The organism is Pseudoxanthomonas sp. CF385 (assembly GCF_900104255.1).
GTDB lineage: Bacteria > Pseudomonadota > Gammaproteobacteria > Xanthomonadales > Xanthomonadaceae > Pseudoxanthomonas_A.
Window position 1 is genome coordinate 943,085 of sequence record NZ_FNKZ01000002.1, and the last position, 19,716, is coordinate 962,800.

Genomic DNA, 19,716 nt, shown 5'->3' on the forward strand with positions numbered 1-19,716 from the left:
CGCGTCCGTCGCGCGGCGTTGTCGGTACGGACACCGCGCTGCAGGGGTGCCCCACTCCACGAACGACGACGTCCACCGCAACCACCCACGACAGGAGCACGCCATGCCGTACTACGCCGGGTTGAAGGATGCCAGGTACAAGCCCGCCGACCGCAAGCGCATCGTCCAGGGCCTGCAGCGTCTCCGGGACGGGTTCGCCGAACAGGGCATCCCCACGCGCAGCGCGACGGATACCCTGCTGCTCGCCACCTGGAACATCCGCGAGTTCGACAGCGGCAAGTACGGCCCGCGCAGCGCGGACGCCTATTACTTCATCGCCGAGATCCTGCAACGCTTCGACCTGATCGCCCTACAGGAGATCAAGACCAGCCTGTACGGCCTGCAGACGGTGCGCCGCCTGCTCGGCAGCTCGTGGGACTACGTGGTCACCGACGTGTCGCTGGGTACGTCCGGCAACGCCGAACGCATGGCGTTCCTGTACGACACGCGCAAGGTGACGTTCTCCGGCCTCGCCGCCGAAGTCGTGCTTCCTTCTTCGAAGAAGGCCACGCCGGTCGTGCAGTTCGCGCGCAGCCCCTACCTGTGCGGCTTCAAGGCCGGCTGGTCGCAGATCAACCTCTGTACCGTGCACATCTACTATGGCAAGGGCGTGGCGGTCGATCCGCAACGGTTGGCGGAGATCAAGCACCTCGCCAACACGCTGAAGAAGCACGCCATCGACATGCAGAGCGGGCCGGTCCATTCGCCGGACGGCGACGACGAGTTCCGCGAGAACCTGATCGCGCTCGGCGACTTCAACATCTTCAACCGCGACGACGTGACGTTCGAGGCGCTGACCTCGGCCGGTTTCAGGATTCCCGACGGCCTGCAGGAAATCCCCGGTTCGAACGTCAAGCACGACAAGCACTACGACCAGATCGCCTACCTGAAGGACCTCAACCGCATGACGGCGACGGGCAAGGCCGGGGTGTTCGACTTCTTCGACTACGTCTACCGCCTGGAACAGGATGAAGCCCTGTACGCGGCGCTGTTCGGTGCGACGAAGGCGAAGACGTTCCGCGACTGGCGCACCTACCAGATGTCGGACCACCTGCCGATGTGGTGCGAGTTCCGCATCGACCAGTCCGACGAATACCTGCAGCAACTGCTGGACGGCTGACCCTGGCGGGATACGTTTACTCCCCGAACACCACCACGCTGTTCCCTGCCGGCCATTCGTTGCGGCGGGTCTCCCCGCCGTCGCTGCGCGGTGTCCACGGCACCCGGCCTACGTCGCCGATGCGCGCGTAGCGGCCCTGCGAACGGAAGCGGTCGATCGCGAACGGCAGGCCTTCGCTGGCCAGCGCGCTGGCGCCGTCGGACAGGTGCATGTGCAGCTGCGGGTCCGATGCGCTGCCGCTGAAGCCGACCTCGGCGAGCTTCTCGCCCCGGCGTACGCGCTGGCCGGGCACGACGCGCGCGCTACCGGGGCGCAGATGGCCGTAGTGAACGAAGCGTCCGTCGCCGAGGTCGAGCACGACGGTGTTGCCGGCGCCGGTGTCGAGCGCGTGGTCCGTGCGTTCGTCCAGGCGGCGTCGTTCGGGCAGGTCGTTGCGCACGCCCGCGACAGTGGCGTCGGCGACGGCGAGCACGTCCTTGCCGTGGCTGTAGGCATCGGCGGCGAGGCCGTCGTCGCGGCCGGATTTGCGCCCCCGCGCATCCAGCTTCACCCAGTCGATGGCGAAGCGGCCCGGCGTGCGCGCCTGGCCGTCGAGCGCATAGACGACGCGCCGGTGGCCGCGTTCCCAGGCGGGATCGTGGATCGCGATCCACGGGCCGCCGCGCAACGGCGGACCCAGCGTCACCGCGTTCGCGCGTGCGACCGGCACCGCGGGACCGTCGACGTGGAACACGCCCTCGCCTTCCGCGGCGCGGTACCCGACACGATGCGTCAGCGCGACCGGTGTCGCCCTGCCGGCGGGCAGTACCAGTTCGAAGAAGACGATGCCCCGCCGTCCCGGCGCGATCGCGGCGCCCGCCTCCGCTTTCCCTTGCAGGCCGGAGCGATCGAGCTGCCTGTCCAGCGTTTCGCCTTCGAAGGTGGCGAGCGTCTCACCGGTCGTGGCGTCGCGCACGTCGACGCGCACCGGATCGAGCGGGCGCCGCGCGAAGTTGCTCAGGTGCAGCTCGTAGACCAGCCGCGTCTGCCCCTCGATGACCACCGGCGTCGGCGGCAGCGGCACGTCGAGGTCGAAGGATTCCTGCATGGATTGCGCGTGCGCGGCGAGTGCCCAGAGACCGCAGACCAGGCCGCACAGGAAACGCCGGCGGATACACATCGTCATGAGCGTCCAGGATCGGGGCGGCAACGGCCATCCTAAACATGGCATCGCACGGCGCCCGATCCGTCCGGCGCGGGTTTCCCACGCTCCGGCGTATCCGGCTCAGTGCCGGTGCAGATGGTACGGGATGGCGGAGCAACGCCAGTAGGGAACCAGCTGCGCGCGCATGCCCTTGAACGAGGCGATGTCGAAATGGAACGAGCCGAAGGACGACGTGGGCGTATGGCGCATACGCACCTCCATTTCGCGTGCGTTCTCCATCGCCGCCAGCAGGTCCCCGTCGCTGAACCAGACCTCCCAGTTGGCGGCGATGTCGCGGGTGCGGTCCGGCGCACCGATCACCCGCATGCCCGCGGGAAAGCGCTTGCCGTCCAGCAGCACGTCCGCCTCGTCCGCATCCCAGCCGCGCGGCGGCACGCCGTCCTTCCGCACGAAGCGGACCTGCAGGCTGGCGGTCATCAGGTCGGGCAGTTCGCGGCTGGCCGGCTGGGCGGTCGCATGGGACTCGTCGCCGGCTTTGTGGCTGAAGGCGATGCCGAGGGTGACGGTCTCGTAGCGGGAAGCGTTCTTCGCAAAGATGCGGTAGCGCGCCGTGCCGACGATGACGCCGCCCAGCGGACTGTCGTGCCAGCCGCTCACTTCCGTGTCGGGCAACACCGGCGTCATGCACGACGCCTGCGCCCACGCCGTTGCCGGAAACAGCGCCATCCACAAGGCGCATCGCCCCAAGTACTTCGTCATCGATGTCATCCCCTGTGCATGGGCGCCCTCCCCAGGGCGCGTCGCCGTACTACACCATGCTTTCGTGTTGCGCGGCTACCGTGCGCAGGACCGCACGGTCGGCCTTCCTGCGGCGGCATCGCGGCGGATGCGCTTACACTGCATGCGAATCCCGCCGCGGAGGCCGCATGACCCGATCTTCCCTCTCCCTGGCGGCGGTCCTCCTCCTGGTCACCGCCTGCACCCCGTCATCGGCGGCGCGGAACGGTTCCGCCTCTCCGGAGCAGACGCTCGCGCTGGCGTTGCAGCAGGAGACCGTCATGGACGGCGTGTCCGTCCAGTTCGTGGGCTACCGCGACCATCGCTGCCCCGCTGACGTCACCTGCGTCTGGGCCGGTGAAGCGCATGCGTTCGTGTGGGTCGCCGGACCGGGCATCGAACCGCAGGTGGTCTCGCTGCCGTGGAGCGGCGGCGGTGGCGATACGCGGCCGCAGGATGTCCGCCGCGTGGGTCCGTACGCGCTCCGGTTGCGTTCGCTCGAGCCGCGTCCGCGCGCCGACGGCGCGACGACACCGGGCGACTATCGCGTCGTGCTGGTGATCGAACGCGCCGACGCCCCCTAGCGCATGGCGCCGCGGCTCACCCCGGACAGCCGCTATCTCGTCGTGCGCGGCCGCCTGTGGCGCGCCGCCAATCCCCACCTGCCGGCCGACACGCGCGCGAGCCTCGTCCGGCAGCTGATGCAGGCCCGGCGCGCCGTGAAGACCGCGCTGCACGCCGACGACCCCGTCGCACTGCGGACCGCGCGCGCCGCGGTCGATGCCGCGAAGACCGCGCTCGGCGAACGCGGGCCGGCGTGGTGGACCGACGGGGCGAAGGACTTCAACCGGCACCTGGTGAAGAACACGCCGTATGCGGCGTGGTACGCCGGCGTGGAGGATGCGGACTAGCCCGTTGCACGTATCGAGCCGGGGGGGTCAATCCTCCAGCGCGGCGAACAACTGATGCATGCGGTACGGCTTCTGCAGGAAGCGCGCCTGCGGCGGGAGCGGAGGCAGCTGGGCCTTCTGGTAGCCCGACGCGATGATCACCCGCACCTCGGGATGCGCTTCGATCACGGCCTCGGCCAGGTCGATGCCGGAAACGCCGCCGGGCATGTTGACGTCGGTGATCAGATGGGTGAATTCGGTGGCGTCGCGCATGGCGGCGATGGCCTCCGCGCCGGTGGCGGCGACACCGACGTCGTAACCGCGGTGCGCGAGCGCGTCGCTCATCATCTCGCGCAGGTCTTCCTCGTCCTCGACGAACAGCACCTTCTTCATGCGTTCTCCCTCGCGCGGGCGGGAAGATGGATCACCACGCGCGTGCCGCTGCCCGGCACGCTGTCCAGGGTGGCGAAGCCGCCGGACTGGGAGGCGAAGCCGAAGACCTGGCTCAAGCCGAGCCCACTGCCGCGCCCCACTTCCTTCGTGGTGAAGAAAGGTTCGAACACCCGTTCCTGGTGTTCGAAGGGAATGCCCTCGCCCGTGTCATCGACCGCCACCACGACAAAATCCCGCTCCTCGTCCGTACCGGCGCCAGTGTCGCGCTCGCGGTGCATGGACGTTGTGATGGTGATGGCGCCGCCCCGCGGCATCGCATCGCGGCTGTTGCAGACCAGGTTCAGCACCGCGGCCTCGAACTGCGCGATGTCCACGTCGACGGCGGGCACCTGGTTGTCGAGCTGCAGCTGCAGGGTGACATGCGTGCCGGCGGCGCGCTGGAACATGTCCTTCGACTGCACCAGCAGGTGGTTCACCTGCGCGCGTTCCGGCGCCAGCGGTTGCCCGCGGCCGAACGTCAGCAGCTGCCGCGTGAGCAGTGCGCCGCGTTCCGACGCCCTCAGCCCCGCGGCCACCAGTTTCTGGATATCCGGGTCCTGCGACTTCGCGCCGATCAGGTCCAGGCTGTTGAGCACGATCGCCAGCAGGTTGTTGAAGTCGTGCGCCAGCCCGAGCGTGAGCTTGCCGACGGCTTCGAGCTTCTGCGATTGCAGCAGCGCATGCTGCGCCTGGATCAGGCGCTGTTCGGATTCGTAGCGTTCGGTGACGTCGCGGGTGACCTTGGCGAAGCCGATCAGTTCGCCGCCGTCGAAGATCGGGTCGATCACCACGAAGGCGCGGAACCGGCGCCCGTCCTTCCGCAGGCGCCACCCCTCCTCCAGGAAGCGGCCCTCGCTGGCCGCACGCTTCAGGTTCAGCGCGGGCCGGTCCGCCTGCACGTCTTCGGGCAGGTAGAAGCGCGAGTAATGGGTGCCGATGACTTCGTGTTCCGCGTAGCCCTTGATGTGCTGCGCGCCCGCGTTCCAGGAGCGGATCACGCCCTCGGTGTCCAGCATGTAGATCGCGTAGTCGGTGACCGAATTCAACAGCAGATCGGTCTGCCGCGAATTATCGCCAAGGCCCGTAGCGGGCCCCAGGTCCTGACGTTCCTGCATGGCCCACTCCCGGCATGGCTGCCGCCACCCTAGGCCCGCCACCGTGAAGCAGGCGTAGAGGGCGAACGGGGCGCGTGTCCGCGGATTATGGACGGGCGTGCAGCGCCACGTTGAGCCGATCGACCACCATCGCCCAGTCGGCGTCGTCGAGGCGCTCCTCACGCAGCAGCTGCGCCTGTGCAGGCGACCAGAACGGCGCTTCTTCCAGGCTCACGTCGTCGGGCAAGGGCGAATGTGTCGCGATGAACTGCTGGATGCTGGCGTTGTCGTTCGGCAGGCCCAACTGGGCGAACAGGTCGGAGAAGGGATGGACGGGCTGTTCCATGGGGCGGGCTCGCGAGGGAAGAGCGCCAGCCTAACGCCGAACGCGTTAAATGAACGACAGCGTGAGAGCACTGGCGCCGCACCTTTGCACTGCGTGGTCGACAAATTTCGCACCCTGTTGCATCCCATCAGGAGCCACACGCCACAGCGCGTGTGGCATGCCATCAATGAAAAGCCTAGCTCCTGTCACGGCGCATAGAAGGTCCGCGCCGGAAGAATGACTTGGGAATCAGACGCACCACTCCGATGTTTCTACGCGAGTTGGCCGGAAGTCCGGCCAGCACCACTGTGAAGGAAGCGTCACTGTCCGGTCCACTGTGTGACGAGCGTTGGCAAAGGTACTCGTGCTATTCCGGCATGTCGTCATGGAGACTCAACATGAATCGCTACACCTTGGGGTTGTCGATCGCATTGATCGCGCTGTCTGGAATCTCCCAGAAGGTCATCGCGGGTGAAGGGCGCTATGTACCGAAGACCGAGCGGGGCCGCGCTGCGGCTCACATCGTGAAAAAGTGGGCTGGCTACGTCCACACGGTATACGGCACGTCGCCGCAGCGTTGGGCGAGCTCGATGCAGGGCACGTTCGCGGAGTCCGACATCGCCAACCTCCAGGCGGCAGCGAGCAAGCAGACCTATGAGGCGATGTTAGCGACGCTGCTTGGCCAGCGCCTGGACGACGAGCAGGTCATCGACAACATGGCAAAATCCAATGGCTCGCTGGCCGCGATCAAGTCTCTGGGAAGTTCCGCCGAGGATCTGGTATACACCATGGTTACGCCGTGTCGGATCCTCGATACGCGCAACGCCGTAGGTCGTATCACCGGTGGACTGGTGCGTGATTTCGCCGTCCATACCGCAAATTTCTCGGGCCAGGGCGGTAACAGTTCCGATTGCGGCATCCCCTCGGATCCGTCGGCCGTCGCGATCAACGTCGTGGCCGTAACGCCGGACCAAGGAGGCTTCATGACGATCTATCCTTCGGGCACGGCGCGCCCGAATGCGGCCAGCCTCAACTACACCGCAGGCGGTATCATCGCCAACGCGATCATCGCCAAGACCACCGTGGGCCAGCCCGCGGACCTGAGCATCTATTCGCAGTACGGCACGGATGTCGTCATCGACATCGTAGGCTACTTCATGGCCCCAGAAGCGACGCCGCTGTCGTGCACGACCGTGGACGGAACCTCGACCTCCCTCACTGCGGGCGCCGTCAACAACGTGTTCGCGCCTTCCTGCCCATCTGGCTACACCCGGACGGAAGTGCAATGCAGGCCGGGCTCCTTCGAACTGGTCCAAGTCGGCTCATGGGACGGCCACTGCAATTACAAGAACCCTTCAGGTGTCGCCTTGTCTGCCAGCGCAGCGTCGCGGTGCTGCCGCGTGCCTGGGCGCTAGGAGTTTTTCCTCTCTCGATACGGGAGGCTGCCAGGCAGGGCGCCATGCCATGCCTGGCAGTGAGGGTGCGTTACGACGCGAAGGCGCCTACGGGCCCACCACCGCACGCACCTCGAGCACGCGCGTCAGCGCCTGCCACAGGCGCTCCGTCTCGTCGGCGGGCAGGCGGCCGTCGCCGTCTTCGTCCACGTCGGTCAGTCCGTCCGGGTAACGCGCATCGGCGTTCTCCAGGTAGAAGACGATGGCTTCGTGGCGGCCTTCCGTGTCGGCGACGCGGGCCAGGCGTACCACGTGCCAGTAGCGCGGCGGCTGCAGGCCGTTCGCCTGCAGCGCGGCGCGGGTGCGCGCGGCTTCCAGCGCGGGCTCCCGCGCGGCCGCGGTGGCGTCGTCGTAGGCGTACGCGCCGAAGCGGTACACGTGCGGGCCCAGCGTGCGCGGCGGTCGGGAGGGGAACACGAAACGGAAGTCGGAACCGGGCTGCACGGTCTCGAACTGCAGCACCAGCATCCGCGTCACCCCGCCGTCGGAAGTCTCGACGAACAGCCGGCGCTCGGCATCGGTCTGGTCGCGGATCGGGAACCGCAGGGCCGGCAACGGCGTCAGCGCGGGGTCCACGTGGAAGGTCGCATCCGGCACCGCGGGCGACGCCACCGCATGCGCGTCGCCGGCCTGCGCCGCACCCGGCAACGCCAGCAGGCACGCGATCAGGATCAGCCAGCGTTTCATCGTCGCGCACCTCCGGGATTCGCGATGGACTCTGCGCGCGCCGCCGCCCGTCCGAGCGTGCTGGAAGTCATCACCCGCGGTCCGTCCGGCACGCGAGGACCGGCCGCGGAAGTGGTAGCGTGGCCGCCGTAACGCTGCAGGCCGTCATCCGGGGGATGCGACGATGAAACCGTTCTTGCTGGGTGCGACGACGCTGCTGTTCTCCCTGCTGGCCAGCGTGCTGCTGCTGCGGTCGGATGCCGCACCGATCGCACCGGCGTCCGGTCCGCGCACGCAGGCCGCAGCCCCCGCGATCCGATGGAACGCGCCGCGCGTGGCGGGCCCGGCGGACGCGCGCACGAGGGATCGGACCGGTGGACCCGCCGCCGCGGCGCCGGCCGACCCGTTCGCGCCGATGTACATCGTGACGTCCCAGCAGACCTACCAGGGCATCCGCGGCATGGCCCGCAATCCGGTCGCGCGACGCGACAGCAGCGGCCTGCCGGTGCTGATCTCGGAAACGCGGGCCGACCGCCTCGGCGAGATCAGCCGCTACGTGCATGCCAACGAGCATCGCTGCGGTGGCTACTTCGCGTTCCCCAGCCGGGCGCAGGCCGAGGCCTTCGTCAGCGAGGGCCGGGCGAAGGAAGCAATGACGAAGGCGCTCGCCGGGCCCTACACGCTCGACAACCAGGCGACGGTGAGCGGGTGGCTGCCGCAGGTGCAGGAACAGCGCCTCTACGACACCATCAACCACCTTTCCAGCTACCGCAACCGCTACTACGCCAGCACGCACGGGCGAACATCGGCCGAGTGGATCCGGACCCATTGGCAGTCGCTGGCGGCCGGCCGCACGGACGTCACCACGGAGCTGTTCACCGGCTGCACCACCTGCTCCACGCAGCCGTCGGTGATCCTCACCATCCGCGGCTGGGACCTGCCCGACGAAGTCGTGGTGCTGGGCGCGCACCTGGATTCGATCAACGGCAACACCCCCAACGACCCCAACCAGCTGGCGCCGGGCGCCGACGACGACGCGTCCGGCATCGCCACGCTCACCGAGACGCTGCGCATTGCGTTGGCCGACGGCTGGCAGCCGCGGCGCACGGTGAAGTTCATGGGGTATGCGGCGGAGGAAGTCGGCCTGCGCGGCTCCAACGCCATCGCGCAGTCGTTCCGCCGCAGCGGGGTCAACGTGGTCAGCGTGCTGCAGGTGGACATGACCAACTACAAGTCCGGCGCGGTCACGGACATGAAGCTGATCTCCGATTTCTCCAACACCGATCTGAAGAATTTCTTCATCACCCTGTTCGACACCTACCTGGCGCCGATGGGCCTGACCCGCGGCAGCACGGCCTGCGGCTACGCGTGTTCCGACCATGCGTCGTGGACGAACGCCGGCTATCCGGCCGCGATGATGTTCGAGGCCGGCAGCCCGAACGGCAGCTTCCCCTACATCCACACGCCCTACGACACGCTGGCGACGATGGGGGAATCGGCGCAGCACAGCGTCAAGTTCACCCAGTTCGCGCTGGCGTACCTGGGCGAGACCGCGAAGACGCGCGGACAGGTGACGGGTGGACCCGGACAGGTGCTGACAAAACCTTGACCGTAGTCGTAGGGTGGGCCTCGGCCCACCGTTCGGGATGACGGATGCCGTGCGACGGTGGGCTTGAGCCCACCCTACGGCAACGAGCTTTGGAGACCGAGATGAGACACGCGTTCGCGAACATCGCTTTCACGCCCGCCGTCCGCGAGGTGCAGGCGCGCGACGGCAGCCGTGCGCAGTACGCGCGGGCCTTCGAGTCCGGGGACGGTGTGCGCAATGCGGAACTCGGGCCGGATGAAGCGGCCTTCATCCATGCGCAGCGCAGTTTCTACATGGCGACGGTGTCGGAAACCGGCTGGCCGTACGTGCAGCATCGCGGCGGCAGCCCGGGGTTCCTGCAAGTGGTCGACGCCACGACGCTGTCGTTCACCGACCTGCCCGGCAACCGGCAGTTCATCAGCGTGGGCAACCTGGCCCAGGACGATCGGGTGGCCTTGATCCTGGTCGACTACGCGCACCGGCACCGGCTGAAGCTGCTGGGCCGGCTGGCGGTGCAGGAATCGCCGGGCAGCGGACGTACCGAGCGCGAGATGCGGATCCATGTCGAAGCCTTCGACTGGAATTGCCCGAAATACATTCCGGTCCGCTTCGAGGCCGAAGACGTGCAGCGCGCGCTCGACGAGCGCGACCAGCGCATCGCGGCGCTGGAGGCGCAGTTGGCGGAGGCGCGCAGCGCGCGGTAGTGCGTCGCAGGGACGGTGGGCTGACGCCCACCCTGCGGGCTGCGCGGCTCAGGCGCCCAGCAGTTCGACGTCGAACTTCAGGGTGGCGTGGGGAGGAATGACGCCGCCGGCGCCGCGTGCGCCGTAGCCCAGGTTCGCCGGGATGATGAGGGTGCGCTGGCCGCCTTCCTTCATGCCCTGCACGCCTTCGTCCCAGCCCTGGATGACCATGCCCTCGCCGAGGGGAAAGATGAAGGGTTCGCCGCGATCCTTGCTGGAGTCGAACTTGGCGCCCTGTTGGCCGTTCTCGTAGAGCCAGCCGGTGTAGTGCACGGTGACGTTGCGGCCGGGCTTGGCTTCGGCGCCGCCGCCGACGACGGTGTCTTCGAACTGCAGGCCAGACGCGGTCGTGGTGAATGCCATGGGGTGTTCCTCGTGGAATCGGGTTGTCGTGGTGCGTAGTTTATCGCGCGGGCGGGTCCGGGGCGGGAAGCACGCGCCACCCACCGCCGGTCCAACGCGTCCGGGTCTCCCAGGGCGGGCCAGGGCCGCGCGCGCCTGACGCCACGTAGCAACACGTGCGGGTCGATTTCGCACCGCATGGACGCGGCTTCATCGGCGGCGGCCACGGTTCGTCCGCCGGACGCTGTCCGGATCCGTGCGCGCGTCGATACTCGAACGACGCCCGGACGCTCCCGCGCGCCGACCGAGGACATCCATGTCGCCCCCGCATCTCGCCAACCTCGCCGTGCATGTCGGCGCCGGCACGCTCGCCCTGCTGGTGGGCTTCGCGCTGCTGGCCCGCGCCAAGGGCACGCCGACGCATCGCCGGTGGGGCAAGGTGTTCTGCGCGCTCGCGCTGCTGGTGTCGCTGTCGGCCGCGGTCGGCACCCTGTTCTTCCGCTTCATCCCGGTGTTCGCCGTGCTGACGGTGCTGGTCCCCTATCAGCTCGTCAGCGGCTGGCGGTCGATCCACACGCGCGAGCGCGGGCCTTCCGGATTCGACGCGCTGTGGACGCTGGCGGCGCTCGCGTTCGCGGTGGCGCTCACGCCCGCGCTGGTGTCGTCTTCCGGGCGCGCCGACATCGTGGCGTACGCATCGCTCGGCGCGCTCTTCACGCTGCTGGCCTACGACACGGTGCGCTGGTGCTTCCCGCGCCGCTGGTTCGCCACGCTCTGGCGCTACGACCACGCGTACAAGCTCATCGCCTCGCTGTTCGGCATGCTCTCCGCGGCGGTGGGCAACCTCGTCCGCGTGGGCCAACCCTGGTCGCAGATCGCGCCGTCCGTGATCGGCCTGCTGACGATCGCGTTCTTCTTCGTCCAGCTGCGGCGGCGCGAGGTGAGGGCGCGCCTAGCGACGCACGGGCAGGCGGAATACGGGTAAGGTCGGCGTCCGCGCCGACACGCTACTTCGAGAGTTCCCGCAGAGCGGTAAGCAGGAAGCCGGCGCCGAACACGATCATCGACCCGATGATGAACATGGCCACGCCACCGGTGTACGCATGGTTCTTGATCTCGACGACCCACGTTCCCGTGCGCCAGCATCTCTCGGCGGCGTACAGTCCGTACAGAAGAAAGAACCCTCCGCCAAGCGCGATGAACGTTTGCGTGGAACGGTCGACCGTCTCAATGCCCGCATCCTGGGTCATTTCGTCGCATCCCGGATACAGTCGGCGGGAGACGCGATCGGTCGACCTACGCACGCATCCAGCTTCCTTTCTTCCGCGCGCCGCGACAGGGCCTGCTTCGCCTGTTCGCAAAGCGCGACCAGCTGCGTCGTCCGCTGCGGCGCGACGCAGGCGGCCGTCAGTCGGTCGAGCAGCACGGCTTCATCGCCCTCGGACGACGAGAACATCCGCATCTCGACTTTCTCGATCAGCGCCATCGCGGATGCCTCCCGTACGGTCGCATCCGCAGCGGTCGATGCCGTCTTGTCCAGGAGGGCGTTCACCACGTCTTTCCCAGCGACGAGAGTGAGCTCACGCGCCGCCTGCACGGCGATGGCCGGCCTGGTGTCATCCAGGCTGTCGATCAGGAACATCCTGAATTCGTTGGTCGGGCCTTGTCCCCGGCTGCTCAGCAGACCGGCAATGGCAATCCAGCGCGAGCGCGCCTTGTCCTGCGATCGGCGCGGCGCGCCGGTTCGCCACGCTTCCAGAAAGCGAGCCGTTGCGGCCGCGGGATCGGCTTCATACTCGCGGTAGACCTTCAGACCGGCTTCGTCCTCTTCGCTCATGCCGCCACGCTCGACGACGAGGCAGCCGGCAAGCAGCGGCAGGACGAGCATGAGCGTCATCGCTGCTGCGATGAGTCTGCGCGACGGATGTCCCATGCGTGCCCCTTACCTTCCTGATGGACGGCATTGTGCAGTACGCGCTGGCCCGACAGCGAAAACAACGAGCCCCGCCGAAGCGGGGCCCGTGTTCTCGCAGAACAGCGCCTGCGTCACTGCGCCGGCGCCGCCTCATCGGCGGTCCTGCGCCTGCGATCAAAGCGCGCCCCCAAGGCCTGCCGCAGGGTGTCCAGGCCGTCGGCCTGGCCGGCGACCTTGAGGTGGGCGTAGCCTTCCAGTGAGGCGACCATCAGGTCGCTGCCCAGCGCCATTTCGCTGTCGATCAGGCGGTCGTAGACGCGCTGCAGGCGGACGATGACGGGGCGCAGGGCGTCGAGGGCGGCCAGGTCGGCCTGGTAGTCGGCCACGTCGAAGTTGCGCGGCAGCACGCCCGGGTGTTTGCCGAGGGTGATGACGGCCTGGCGGCAGAAGGCTTCGGACTTGTCGCCCATCTTGGTCAGTTCGCGGCGTTCGTCGGGGGTCAGGCCGATCAGGCCGGTGAAGCGCTGTTCCAGGGTGTCGATGGCGCCTTCGATGGCGGTCAGGTCCTCTGCGCTGAAGCGCAGGGAGATGCGGTTCTGGGTCATGGTCACTCCGTTGATCACAGTGAAAGGACACGCCGGCGTTCATCGCCGACGCCAGCAGCCTAGCGTGCGTGCGCGGGCATTGCCTCTCACAAATGCAGCGCAGTGATGGAGCGAGATCGAGCTCGGAATGCCAACGATCGGGCTCGGAAAGCCATCGATGGGGCTCGGAATGTGATGTGCCGGGCTCTGAGCCTTGTGGATCACATTCCGGACGCCAAAGGTTGGCACTCGGAGCTCGATCGATGGAGCTCTGAACGCGATCGATGGCTCTCAATGTGAGAGAGATCGGGCTCAATGTGCCATCGATGGGTTTCGGAATGTGATCGATGGCTTTCCGAATGCCATCGATGGGGTGGAGGTGCCCGGTGTTTGGGATTCCGAGCCCCATCGATGGGGCTCGGCGCTCCATGGATGGGGCTCAATGTGAGAGCGATGGGGCTCGGAAAGCCATTCCGGGCCTACCGGAGCCGCCCCGCCCCCATTCCTGTGACACGACAACGCCGCTCAGGCTTACACTCAGCGCCGGGGACAGGGACAGGGACGCACGCATGCACTGGCATATCTATCTGGTCGTTGCCGTGGGGATGGTGTTTGTCGTGATCCTGAAGCTGGCGGCCGGGCTTTGGGCGGGGGCCGGCTTGTCGCTTCTGCTGCTTGCATTCATGGCGCTGGCCGCCTGGAACGGGCGCGAAGAAGAAAGGAAGGCGCGCGCCGCTGAGGCGGAGGCGGGCAAGCCGGACGTGCCGCAAGAGTGAATGCGGCGTCGGGTGGGCGTTGGCCCCCTGCACACGACGGTGGACGAAGGTACGTGCGCTTATCCGGGCTACGGGACTATCGCCCGGCAAGCCCCACGATCGTTCTCAGAAGCCGAAGGAAAATGACTGCCGTATCCGGGCGGGAACGTCGACGCCATTCTTCTTCGCCGGCCTGAAGCGCCATTCCTGAAGCGCAATCACGACGTGGTCCGAGAATTTCGTATCGGTCGATTCGATGATCTTGAACTCGCTCGCCTTCCCATCCACGCCCACCGTGAAGGACACGACGACCTTGCCCTTGGTTCCATTCATCAAGTGACTGACGGGGAACACAGGGGCCTTTCCACTGAGTCGCTTCGGCGGAATATCGAACTCGGGACGATCACTCTGCAATGCCGGCGCCTCCCCCAGCTCCGTGTTGTGGCGGGCGGTTTGTGCTGCCTGATCCTGGGGCGGATCGGCGAGCGCCGGCGACCCGACGAGTGCGAGCATGAGTATCCATTTCATAGGCTTCCTCCACAGACTTGAAGACGATGGGGGCAGCGCACGCTTTCGTAGCGTCTGCACCCGGGCAATGTACGTTGAACGCTATCTCTCGATGCTTGCTGCCGATACCGACCCCGACTTCATGGCCAGCGCTTCGGACAGCAGGGATTCGTAGAGCTGCAGGCGGATGCGTTTGAGGTTGGCGACCATCATGGTGAAGTAGAGCAGGATCAGCCCGAAGCCAATGAAGAGTTGCCAGTAGGGCATGCCCATCAGCTCGCGCCAGTTGCGGAAGAACAGATAAGCGGACACCAACACCGGCAACACGCCCAGTCGTTCCAGTCCGCCGGTGAACATGCCGATCTTTGCGGACATCTGCCCGAGCGATAGCCGCGCGACGCGCTGGTGCTCTTCCAAAGTCACTGCCGGGCGTTCGCACAACCACGCCAGGATCGTGCGGAAGTGTGGGGAGTCGTGGTCGAGTTGGCTGACCAGCTCTGCACGCCATGCCCACAGTGTCCACCCCAGCACACCATAGGAACGGATGATGTCTGGCAGCAGCGCGAGCAAGAACACGGAGAAGCTAATCTGCACCCATGTGATCATCCAGCCGCCGGGCGTCATGACATGGACCAATAGGAACGGAATCAACGTGAGCACGGCCGCAACAGCACCCACCATATTGGCAATGCGAAAGAGCCGCGGCGTATTGAGGACCCCTGATGGGCCAGCTGGCACGGCACGCAGGCGGCGGTCCAGTTCCGTGAAGCTCAGTGTGTCGTTCGGCGGCATGCCACGGTTCCTTGTGGGGAGGGTCAGCTCCGCGGAGGCGTCACCGGTTCGTCGAAGTTCGCGCCGCAGCCGGCGCAATAGTTCGTGCGGCGGAAGAAGCCGGAGGGGCGCAGGTTGAGCCAGGTGGTGTAGCCGCCCACAGGGGTCTTGCAGCGTGGGCACGCGATGCTGCGCGAGAGGACCACGCAGGCCAGGTAGCCGAACACGAAGGCAAAGCCGGCGAAGCTGTAGACGGCGTGCCCGGAGATGCCGTGAGCCAGGATCGACCCGGCGGCGAACACGAGGCAAGCGGTGCCGATGCCGAGGTAGCGCGCCTTTCGCTGGCGCAGGTAGTCGCGGATGGTCATGCCCTTCCCCAAGGCTGATGCGCAGAGACTATGCCATGTGCAACTTCGCCCGTCAGGCGGTCACGGCGCCCACGATGCGGTCGGCGGTGTCGGCCAGGTGGGTGAAGCAGTGGGCCAGGCCGGTGCGGGGGAGGACGAGGCTGTCGGGGTGTTGGTGTTCGGGGATGCTGAGCTGGGCCAGCAGGCGCCCGCCCACTAGGGGCATGAGTGCAACCCCGGTGCGCTGCGCTTACCCGGGCTACGGGTCTACGCTATCCACCACAAACACGTTCCTGCCGGTGGCGGCGTCCCGCTCCAGTACGCCTTCAAGCGTCACTCGCTGCATGCGGTCGCGATTCCAGCTTGCTAACGCGTGCGTCTTGAGTGCGTCCCACTCGGGGGCCTTGGCGTTACCCCGCCTGATGGCGACATAGACGGTGTCGTCCGTGCAACTGGTCAGCGCAAATGCGTGCCTGCTCGATGTGACGCAGGACGCCAACACGATGGGCTTGTCGAGGTAGCGCGCGTGATCGTGGGCCAGGGTGTCGATCGACAGCTCGGGCGGCGAGGTGCAGCCCGCGAGGCTTGCACCCACGAAGCATGCCGACGCAAGCATGCTTGGCCTCTTCCCGCGCGGGTCGTTGCGAATCGTCATGGCGCTCCCCAGGCCTGATCGGACCGGACTATGCCATGCGCAACCCGCGCCATCAGGCTGTCACGGTGCCGACGATGCGATTGGCGGTTTCGGCTGTGCGGCGGAATGGCGGGGCTCCTGTCGGCTTCTAGCGAGCACCGGACGCCATCGGGTCACCGGCGCGTTCGTACTTCGCGATGTACTCGTCGAGCGGCCGCACCGTACCGGTCTCGATCAGCCGACCGGTCTCTCTCTCCACGATGTATGGCGCGTTGCCCGCCAGCGCGAAGAGGCTATCGCCTGTCTCGTGGAATTGCTTCGAGGTATAGAAGAACACCCAGCCCCACGGCTTCTCCAACGTGTGCTCATGCAGGATGACGAGGGAATCGCCTGTCTCTTTGGCGTCGGGCCAGCGCGCCAGCGCTTCCTCGACACGTGCGCTGGCTTCTTCGTAGTCGATCATCCCGTTCTCGTCAGTTGCGTTGGCCCAGCGGACTGAACATCGCATCCCGCCACGCGGATCAGTGACCTGTCGGCCAAGGCGGAAGGCGCACTTCGCGGGCCTTCATTACGCCCTGCCTGACGATCTCGTAGGCCTCTTGCACGGGAATCCCCTTGAGGCAGCGTACTTGACCGTCGCTGATTCGGTAAGTGTCGGCACGCTCCTTCCACCAAGGCAGCATCCTCTTCCACGCGTCCGGCGGCACTGCGTCACGCCGGGCGATAGGCTCAGCAAACGTCAGCGGTTTCGCGCGATGGGATAGCGCCTCGTCGACGCCCCGGTAGTCCACTTCGCCGCAAGCCGCCCATTGGCCGTCCTCGGTGCGGTGCATGGGGACGCCCTGGTACTTGTGCAGCCAGTTGCCGTCATCGGTAACGGCGACGAACAGCAAGGCATGCGGGGTGTTGGCGAAGGCGGGGAAGCCGTAGTGGTCGGCCACCTGAAAGGTGACCTCGGTGTTCGCCGTCGTGCCCGCCACGGGTTGTACGACGCGATAACGGGCACGGTACAGCTCGTCCATGATGATGCAGCTCAACGTGCCGGTGCGCTTACTCTCTTCTTCGCAGGGATTGGCCATGGGCTCCATGGAGACCAGCTCTCCTACGAAGACCAGCGTTTCGACAGTGCGCTCATCAGCAGGCTCGGCAGCGGCGGGCAGCACCGTGCCGAACGCCGCGAGCAGGCCGATGAGCACACTTATATTGCATGGCTTGATCATCAGGGCCCGCCGTAGCGCTACAGAAATTCGATGGATCATGGCATTCCTTCGCATGGCGTCACCGCTAAGAGCGATGGGTATCGCTTCGCTCAACCATCCTACGTTCTCCATTCCATATGGCGAGTTTAGGCGTCCGCAGCCTCAGATGCTTCTTCGCCCATCTTCATGAGGTAGTACTGGTCTTGGCCGATCGCATGGAACATCGCACGGAACTTGCCCAGCAGATACGGCACGTCGTACTCCGTCCAGTCGATGGGTGGACCATTGATTGCATCTCGGTGAGACCCTCTGTCAACGAAGCGGTCCAGCGCGGCGTACTTGCTTGACGTGTCTTCGTTGGCCAGCCGTTGGACAGCTTCCGGGAATTCAGAAGAACCGGTCGTAAAGGTGAAGAACTGCTCCAGAATGTTGCGCATGGCGTTAGGCACCACCTGGGTGGGGACCTTCCCCGCCTGGGCGTCTTTGAGGATGTGCCACCATACGTCGTAATCGTTCAAGAGCTTGGTGGGGTCCAGGGTCTCGACCTCCGAATGTTCGTTCTTGACGACCCGCAACAAGCCACACCGGTTGTGCGCATTAGCTAAGTTCTTGATGTGCTGACGGATGAGCTCGTGGAAGAAGAACAGGTTGTGGGTCAACACGATCACCTGCTTGACGAGTTGAGGCCGGCTCTCGGGCTTTGCTAACTCGCGGTGAATCATCGTAGCGATGTCGTACACGTAGTTCTGCGACAGGCTAGATATCGGATCATCGATGACGGCGATGGTACGTCGGGGATCCACGGTTTCGTGTTCGCTGTGCGAGCCTTTCAGTGACTCCATGAAGTAGAGGAACGCGATGAGCGTCTTCTCGCCCTCGCTCAAAGACCTGGTCTCGCAGTCCGCCACGCCCGGCCGGCTCAGACAATACAAGCGATCCTCGCCAGTTTTTCGATCAACGCTGAACGCCGTGATCCCGATACTGCGCAGTCGATCGTTGATCGAGTCGATCGACGCATCAACACCCTTTTGCAGCCGGCGTAGTTCCCGCAAGTCGGTGTTGAGCGTGTCCCGTTCCTCCCGCTTTGCCTTCAGGTCGGCCTTCGCTAGCGCCTCAGCCTCCCGCAAGGGTCCAAGCAATGCGTCGTGGTGCGCATAGGCCTCTATGCGATCGGCATGCATGGCTTGGTAGAACATGGCCTTGATCCGTGCACGTTCACCTTTGCGGTCTCGTATACGGGTGTTGAAATCTGCGATTAAGGCGTTGAGTTTGGCCAGCGCGCCGTTCAGCGCTTCTACGTTAAAGGCCTTGACGACCACCAGCGCACTGGGATTCGCCTCTTTCTGACGCAACGTGGTCAACGTGTCATGGAGTGCGGCGCGCAATTCGGACCATGCCAATTCCAGCCCGGCTTCCTTGGCGTCCGGGTCGGCCAGGATGGCTTTGGCGCGCAATTCAAGCGCTTCAAGCTGGCCGGTGTAGGCTTGGACCAGTGAGGCAATCTTTTCAACTTTGGCCTTGCGCTCGCCTTCCAGAAGTCGCGCCAGCTCGTCGCGAAAGTCATGCGGCAAGCCTTGTTGACAGAACGGACACTGGTCCGTATGCAGGTATCCTTGGCCACGTGCGACCCAGTCCGCATTTCCCAGTTCGGCCACCAGTGGCGCCAAACGGCTGGTGGTGGATACCTCCACGACTTCCGCCCAGATTGGGTCGCGTTCAATGCGCTCCAACGAGCTGATATCTAACGAAACAGGTGCACGTTCGTTCTCGGCACCTGAAACATCGGCCCAGCGTTTCTCCAGTCGTTCGATGGTGTCCAGTTGCCCGTCGTCGGGCAGCACATGAGTGCGCAAGTCCTGGAAGAATTTCTCTTTGTTCTTACCGTAGCCCTCCAGCAGCGGGGCCAACGTGGTCCTCTTGCCCCATTCGTGTGCCTTCCAGATATCGTCTTTAGCGCGGACGAACTCCTTGGCGATGTTGCCTTCTACGGTGCTGACGCTTGCTACCGCAGTAGTGATCAGACCCTCCAATTCCCCCGTTCTTACCTCGACATCTTGGATCCGCTGTTGTCGGATGGTATCCACCTCACCTACGGTGAAAATGCCTTGGATGGGCTGGCCGATCAGACGCTCGACGTAGTGGTGGTTGTAGACCACGTACCGATACCGGGCATTGTCGGTGGTGTCGATCCGGCAGTGGGCGAACGCGGGGTCGTTGCGAGCCAAACCATCAATCACTTCTCCAATGGCAGACTTACCCGCGCCATTGAGACCATAGACATACGTTGCGGTCTTGTTCGGGATCTGGATCGAATGCGGCGTTGTCGGATGAAAGCTTTTATGTCGATGGATCGAGATTGTTCTGATCATGTTCGCCCCGAAGTAAAAAGG

Annotated in this window: 26 protein-coding genes; 8 read left to right on the plus strand and 18 right to left on the minus strand. The window is 65.8% G+C overall.

What is annotated here, in order from left to right; genetic code table 11:
• The first annotated feature begins 103 nt into the window (after nt 1-103).
• A complete protein-coding gene (locus tag BLT45_RS14735; protein WP_093301532.1) occupies nt 104-1,159 on the plus strand; it encodes an endonuclease/exonuclease/phosphatase family protein in 1,056 nt (351 codons plus the stop codon).
• 16 nt (nt 1,160-1,175) lie between these two features.
• Here the strand turns inward: BLT45_RS14735 and BLT45_RS14740 are convergent, their stop codons facing one another.
• Both BLT45_RS14740 and BLT45_RS14745 read right to left on the minus strand, forming a co-directional pair.
• Nucleotides 1,176-2,324, minus strand: a complete 1,149-nt coding sequence (locus BLT45_RS14740; protein WP_175455861.1) for a M23 family metallopeptidase — start codon at nt 2,322-2,324, stop codon at nt 1,176-1,178.
• Nucleotides 2,325-2,423: 99 nt separating this feature from the next.
• Nucleotides 2,424-3,062 (minus strand): hypothetical protein, encoded by a 639-nt coding sequence (locus tag BLT45_RS14745; RefSeq protein WP_139188027.1) that lies wholly within the window; start codon nt 3,060-3,062, stop codon nt 2,424-2,426.
• A 167-nt stretch (nt 3,063-3,229) separates the two neighbouring features.
• On the opposite strand from BLT45_RS14745, the gene BLT45_RS14750 reads away from it, so the two are divergent.
• Nucleotides 3,230-3,664 carry a hypothetical protein gene (locus BLT45_RS14750; RefSeq protein ID WP_093301541.1) on the plus strand — a complete coding sequence of 145 codons (435 nt, stop codon included), beginning with the start codon at nt 3,230-3,232 and terminating at the stop codon, nt 3,662-3,664.
• A 3-nt stretch (nt 3,665-3,667) separates the two neighbouring features.
• On the plus strand, nt 3,668-3,991 hold the full coding sequence (locus BLT45_RS14755) for a hypothetical protein (protein ID WP_093301544.1): 324 nt from the start codon (nt 3,668-3,670) through the stop codon (nt 3,989-3,991).
• Nucleotides 3,992-4,018: 27 nt separating this feature from the next.
• On the opposite strand, the gene BLT45_RS14760 is transcribed toward BLT45_RS14755, so the two are convergent.
• From BLT45_RS14760 to BLT45_RS14770, 3 genes are all read right to left on the minus strand, one after another.
• The gene (locus BLT45_RS14760; RefSeq protein WP_093301547.1) at nt 4,019-4,363 is read right to left on the minus strand and encodes a response regulator; all 345 of its coding nucleotides are present in this window, start codon (nt 4,361-4,363) and stop codon (nt 4,019-4,021) included.
• Nucleotides 4,360-5,517: a two-component system sensor histidine kinase NtrB gene (locus tag BLT45_RS14765; protein ID WP_093301550.1), complete on the minus strand. Its 1,158-nt coding sequence runs from the start codon at nt 5,515-5,517 to the stop codon at nt 4,360-4,362. The genes BLT45_RS14760 and BLT45_RS14765 overlap by 4 nt, the downstream gene beginning before the upstream one ends.
• Before the next feature lie 85 nt (nt 5,518-5,602).
• A complete protein-coding gene (locus BLT45_RS14770; protein ID WP_093301552.1) occupies nt 5,603-5,842 on the minus strand; it encodes a DUF2789 domain-containing protein in 240 nt (79 codons plus the stop codon).
• Between the two features lie 377 nt (nt 5,843-6,219).
• On the opposite strand from BLT45_RS14770, the gene BLT45_RS14775 reads away from it, so the two are divergent.
• A complete protein-coding gene (locus tag BLT45_RS14775; protein WP_093301555.1) occupies nt 6,220-7,236 on the plus strand; it encodes a hypothetical protein in 1,017 nt (338 codons plus the stop codon).
• Between the two features lie 87 nt (nt 7,237-7,323).
• Here BLT45_RS14775 and BLT45_RS14780 read toward each other — a convergent pair whose 3' ends face one another.
• Nucleotides 7,324-7,962, minus strand: a complete 639-nt coding sequence (locus BLT45_RS14780; protein ID WP_093301557.1) for a hypothetical protein — start codon at nt 7,960-7,962, stop codon at nt 7,324-7,326.
• 163 nt (nt 7,963-8,125) lie between these two features.
• Between BLT45_RS14780 and BLT45_RS14785 the strand changes: the two genes are divergently transcribed.
• Nucleotides 8,126-9,550, plus strand: a complete 1,425-nt coding sequence (locus BLT45_RS14785) for a M20/M25/M40 family metallo-hydrolase (RefSeq protein WP_093301559.1) — start codon at nt 8,126-8,128, stop codon at nt 9,548-9,550.
• Between the two features lie 101 nt (nt 9,551-9,651).
• Nucleotides 9,652-10,233: a pyridoxamine 5'-phosphate oxidase family protein gene (locus tag BLT45_RS14790; protein WP_093301562.1), complete on the plus strand. Its 582-nt coding sequence runs from the start codon at nt 9,652-9,654 to the stop codon at nt 10,231-10,233.
• 48 nt (nt 10,234-10,281) lie between these two features.
• Here the strand turns inward: BLT45_RS14790 and BLT45_RS14795 are convergent, their stop codons facing one another.
• Entirely contained in the window at nt 10,282-10,635 is a 354-nt protein-coding gene (locus BLT45_RS14795; protein WP_093301565.1) for an FKBP-type peptidyl-prolyl cis-trans isomerase, read from the minus strand.
• A gap of 295 nt (nt 10,636-10,930) precedes the next feature.
• On the opposite strand from BLT45_RS14795, the gene BLT45_RS14800 reads away from it, so the two are divergent.
• Nucleotides 10,931-11,599 carry a DUF2306 domain-containing protein gene (locus BLT45_RS14800; RefSeq protein WP_139188028.1) on the plus strand — a complete coding sequence of 223 codons (669 nt, stop codon included), beginning with the start codon at nt 10,931-10,933 and terminating at the stop codon, nt 11,597-11,599.
• Between the two features lie 22 nt (nt 11,600-11,621).
• Here BLT45_RS14800 and BLT45_RS14805 read toward each other — a convergent pair whose 3' ends face one another.
• From BLT45_RS14805 to BLT45_RS14815, 3 genes are all read right to left on the minus strand, one after another.
• Nucleotides 11,622-11,864, minus strand: coding sequence for a hypothetical protein (locus tag BLT45_RS14805; RefSeq protein WP_093301569.1), 243 nt, complete (start codon nt 11,862-11,864; stop codon nt 11,622-11,624).
• On the minus strand, nt 11,861-12,511 hold the full coding sequence (locus tag BLT45_RS14810) for a hypothetical protein (protein WP_093301571.1): 651 nt from the start codon (nt 12,509-12,511) through the stop codon (nt 11,861-11,863). Before BLT45_RS14810 ends, BLT45_RS14805 begins: the two co-directional genes overlap by 4 nt.
• Nucleotides 12,512-12,660: 149 nt before the next feature.
• The gene (locus BLT45_RS14815; protein ID WP_093301574.1) at nt 12,661-13,134 is read right to left on the minus strand and encodes a hypothetical protein; all 474 of its coding nucleotides are present in this window, start codon (nt 13,132-13,134) and stop codon (nt 12,661-12,663) included.
• Nucleotides 13,135-13,682: 548 nt separating this feature from the next.
• Here BLT45_RS14815 and BLT45_RS18185 point away from each other — a divergent pair.
• Nucleotides 13,683-13,889, plus strand: a complete 207-nt coding sequence (locus BLT45_RS18185; protein ID WP_139188029.1) for a hypothetical protein — start codon at nt 13,683-13,685, stop codon at nt 13,887-13,889.
• Between the two features lie 105 nt (nt 13,890-13,994).
• Here the strand turns inward: BLT45_RS18185 and BLT45_RS14825 are convergent, their stop codons facing one another.
• From BLT45_RS14825 to BLT45_RS14855, 8 genes are all read right to left on the minus strand, one after another.
• Complete coding sequence (locus tag BLT45_RS14825) at nt 13,995-14,396, minus strand: TonB family protein (protein WP_093301580.1); 402 nt, start codon at nt 14,394-14,396, stop codon at nt 13,995-13,997.
• Nucleotides 14,397-14,477: 81 nt separating this feature from the next.
• On the minus strand, nt 14,478-15,167 hold the full coding sequence (locus BLT45_RS14830; RefSeq protein ID WP_139188030.1) for a hypothetical protein: 690 nt from the start codon (nt 15,165-15,167) through the stop codon (nt 14,478-14,480).
• Between the two features lie 23 nt (nt 15,168-15,190).
• A complete protein-coding gene (locus BLT45_RS14835) occupies nt 15,191-15,514 on the minus strand; it encodes a hypothetical protein (protein WP_093301586.1) in 324 nt (107 codons plus the stop codon).
• Between the two features lie 52 nt (nt 15,515-15,566).
• Nucleotides 15,567-15,719, minus strand: coding sequence for a hypothetical protein (locus BLT45_RS18375; RefSeq protein WP_175455862.1), 153 nt, complete (start codon nt 15,717-15,719; stop codon nt 15,567-15,569).
• Nucleotides 15,720-15,752: 33 nt separating this feature from the next.
• Nucleotides 15,753-16,148 carry a hypothetical protein gene (locus BLT45_RS14840; RefSeq protein ID WP_139188031.1) on the minus strand — a complete coding sequence of 132 codons (396 nt, stop codon included), beginning with the start codon at nt 16,146-16,148 and terminating at the stop codon, nt 15,753-15,755.
• A 127-nt stretch (nt 16,149-16,275) separates the two neighbouring features.
• Nucleotides 16,276-16,590 carry a YrhB domain-containing protein gene (locus BLT45_RS14845; RefSeq protein ID WP_175455863.1) on the minus strand — a complete coding sequence of 105 codons (315 nt, stop codon included), beginning with the start codon at nt 16,588-16,590 and terminating at the stop codon, nt 16,276-16,278.
• A 58-nt stretch (nt 16,591-16,648) separates the two neighbouring features.
• Nucleotides 16,649-17,386 (minus strand): CBM20 domain-containing protein, encoded by a 738-nt coding sequence (locus tag BLT45_RS14850; RefSeq protein ID WP_139188032.1) that lies wholly within the window; start codon nt 17,384-17,386, stop codon nt 16,649-16,651.
• A gap of 86 nt (nt 17,387-17,472) precedes the next feature.
• Nucleotides 17,473-19,695, minus strand: coding sequence for an AAA family ATPase (locus BLT45_RS14855; RefSeq protein ID WP_093301597.1), 2,223 nt, complete (start codon nt 19,693-19,695; stop codon nt 17,473-17,475).
• Nucleotides 19,696-19,716 lie beyond the last annotated feature (21 nt).

Coding starts and splice junctions, on each gene's coding strand:
- BLT45_RS14735 (WP_093301532.1), top strand. CDS start 104: ATGCCGTACTACGCCGGGTTGAAGGATGCCAGGTACAAGCCCGCCGAC.
- BLT45_RS14740 (WP_175455861.1), bottom strand. CDS start 2,324: ATGACGATGTGTATCCGCCGGCGTTTCCTGTGCGGCCTGGTCTGCGGT.
- BLT45_RS14745 (WP_139188027.1), bottom strand. CDS start 3,062: ATGACGAAGTACTTGGGGCGATGCGCCTTGTGGATGGCGCTGTTTCCG.
- BLT45_RS14750 (WP_093301541.1), top strand. CDS start 3,230: ATGACCCGATCTTCCCTCTCCCTGGCGGCGGTCCTCCTCCTGGTCACC.
- BLT45_RS14755 (WP_093301544.1), top strand. CDS start 3,668: ATGGCGCCGCGGCTCACCCCGGACAGCCGCTATCTCGTCGTGCGCGGC.
- BLT45_RS14760 (WP_093301547.1), bottom strand. CDS start 4,363: ATGAAGAAGGTGCTGTTCGTCGAGGACGAGGAAGACCTGCGCGAGATG.
- BLT45_RS14765 (WP_093301550.1), bottom strand. CDS start 5,517: ATGCAGGAACGTCAGGACCTGGGGCCCGCTACGGGCCTTGGCGATAAT.
- BLT45_RS14770 (WP_093301552.1), bottom strand. CDS start 5,842: ATGGAACAGCCCGTCCATCCCTTCTCCGACCTGTTCGCCCAGTTGGGC.
- BLT45_RS14775 (WP_093301555.1), top strand. CDS start 6,220: ATGAATCGCTACACCTTGGGGTTGTCGATCGCATTGATCGCGCTGTCT.
- BLT45_RS14780 (WP_093301557.1), bottom strand. CDS start 7,962: ATGAAACGCTGGCTGATCCTGATCGCGTGCCTGCTGGCGTTGCCGGGT.
- BLT45_RS14785 (WP_093301559.1), top strand. CDS start 8,126: ATGAAACCGTTCTTGCTGGGTGCGACGACGCTGCTGTTCTCCCTGCTG.
- BLT45_RS14790 (WP_093301562.1), top strand. CDS start 9,652: ATGAGACACGCGTTCGCGAACATCGCTTTCACGCCCGCCGTCCGCGAG.
- BLT45_RS14795 (WP_093301565.1), bottom strand. CDS start 10,635: ATGGCATTCACCACGACCGCGTCTGGCCTGCAGTTCGAAGACACCGTC.
- BLT45_RS14800 (WP_139188028.1), top strand. CDS start 10,931: ATGTCGCCCCCGCATCTCGCCAACCTCGCCGTGCATGTCGGCGCCGGC.
- BLT45_RS14805 (WP_093301569.1), bottom strand. CDS start 11,864: ATGACCCAGGATGCGGGCATTGAGACGGTCGACCGTTCCACGCAAACG.
- BLT45_RS14810 (WP_093301571.1), bottom strand. CDS start 12,511: ATGACGCTCATGCTCGTCCTGCCGCTGCTTGCCGGCTGCCTCGTCGTC.
- BLT45_RS14815 (WP_093301574.1), bottom strand. CDS start 13,134: ATGACCCAGAACCGCATCTCCCTGCGCTTCAGCGCAGAGGACCTGACC.
- BLT45_RS18185 (WP_139188029.1), top strand. CDS start 13,683: ATGCACTGGCATATCTATCTGGTCGTTGCCGTGGGGATGGTGTTTGTC.
- BLT45_RS14825 (WP_093301580.1), bottom strand. CDS start 14,396: ATGAAATGGATACTCATGCTCGCACTCGTCGGGTCGCCGGCGCTCGCC.
- BLT45_RS14830 (WP_139188030.1), bottom strand. CDS start 15,167: ATGCCGCCGAACGACACACTGAGCTTCACGGAACTGGACCGCCGCCTG.
- BLT45_RS14835 (WP_093301586.1), bottom strand. CDS start 15,514: ATGACCATCCGCGACTACCTGCGCCAGCGAAAGGCGCGCTACCTCGGC.
- BLT45_RS18375 (WP_175455862.1), bottom strand. CDS start 15,719: ATGCCCCTAGTGGGCGGGCGCCTGCTGGCCCAGCTCAGCATCCCCGAA.
- BLT45_RS14840 (WP_139188031.1), bottom strand. CDS start 16,148: ATGACGATTCGCAACGACCCGCGCGGGAAGAGGCCAAGCATGCTTGCG.
- BLT45_RS14845 (WP_175455863.1), bottom strand. CDS start 16,590: ATGATCGACTACGAAGAAGCCAGCGCACGTGTCGAGGAAGCGCTGGCG.
- BLT45_RS14850 (WP_139188032.1), bottom strand. CDS start 17,386: ATGATCCATCGAATTTCTGTAGCGCTACGGCGGGCCCTGATGATCAAG.
- BLT45_RS14855 (WP_093301597.1), bottom strand. CDS start 19,695: ATGATCAGAACAATCTCGATCCATCGACATAAAAGCTTTCATCCGACA.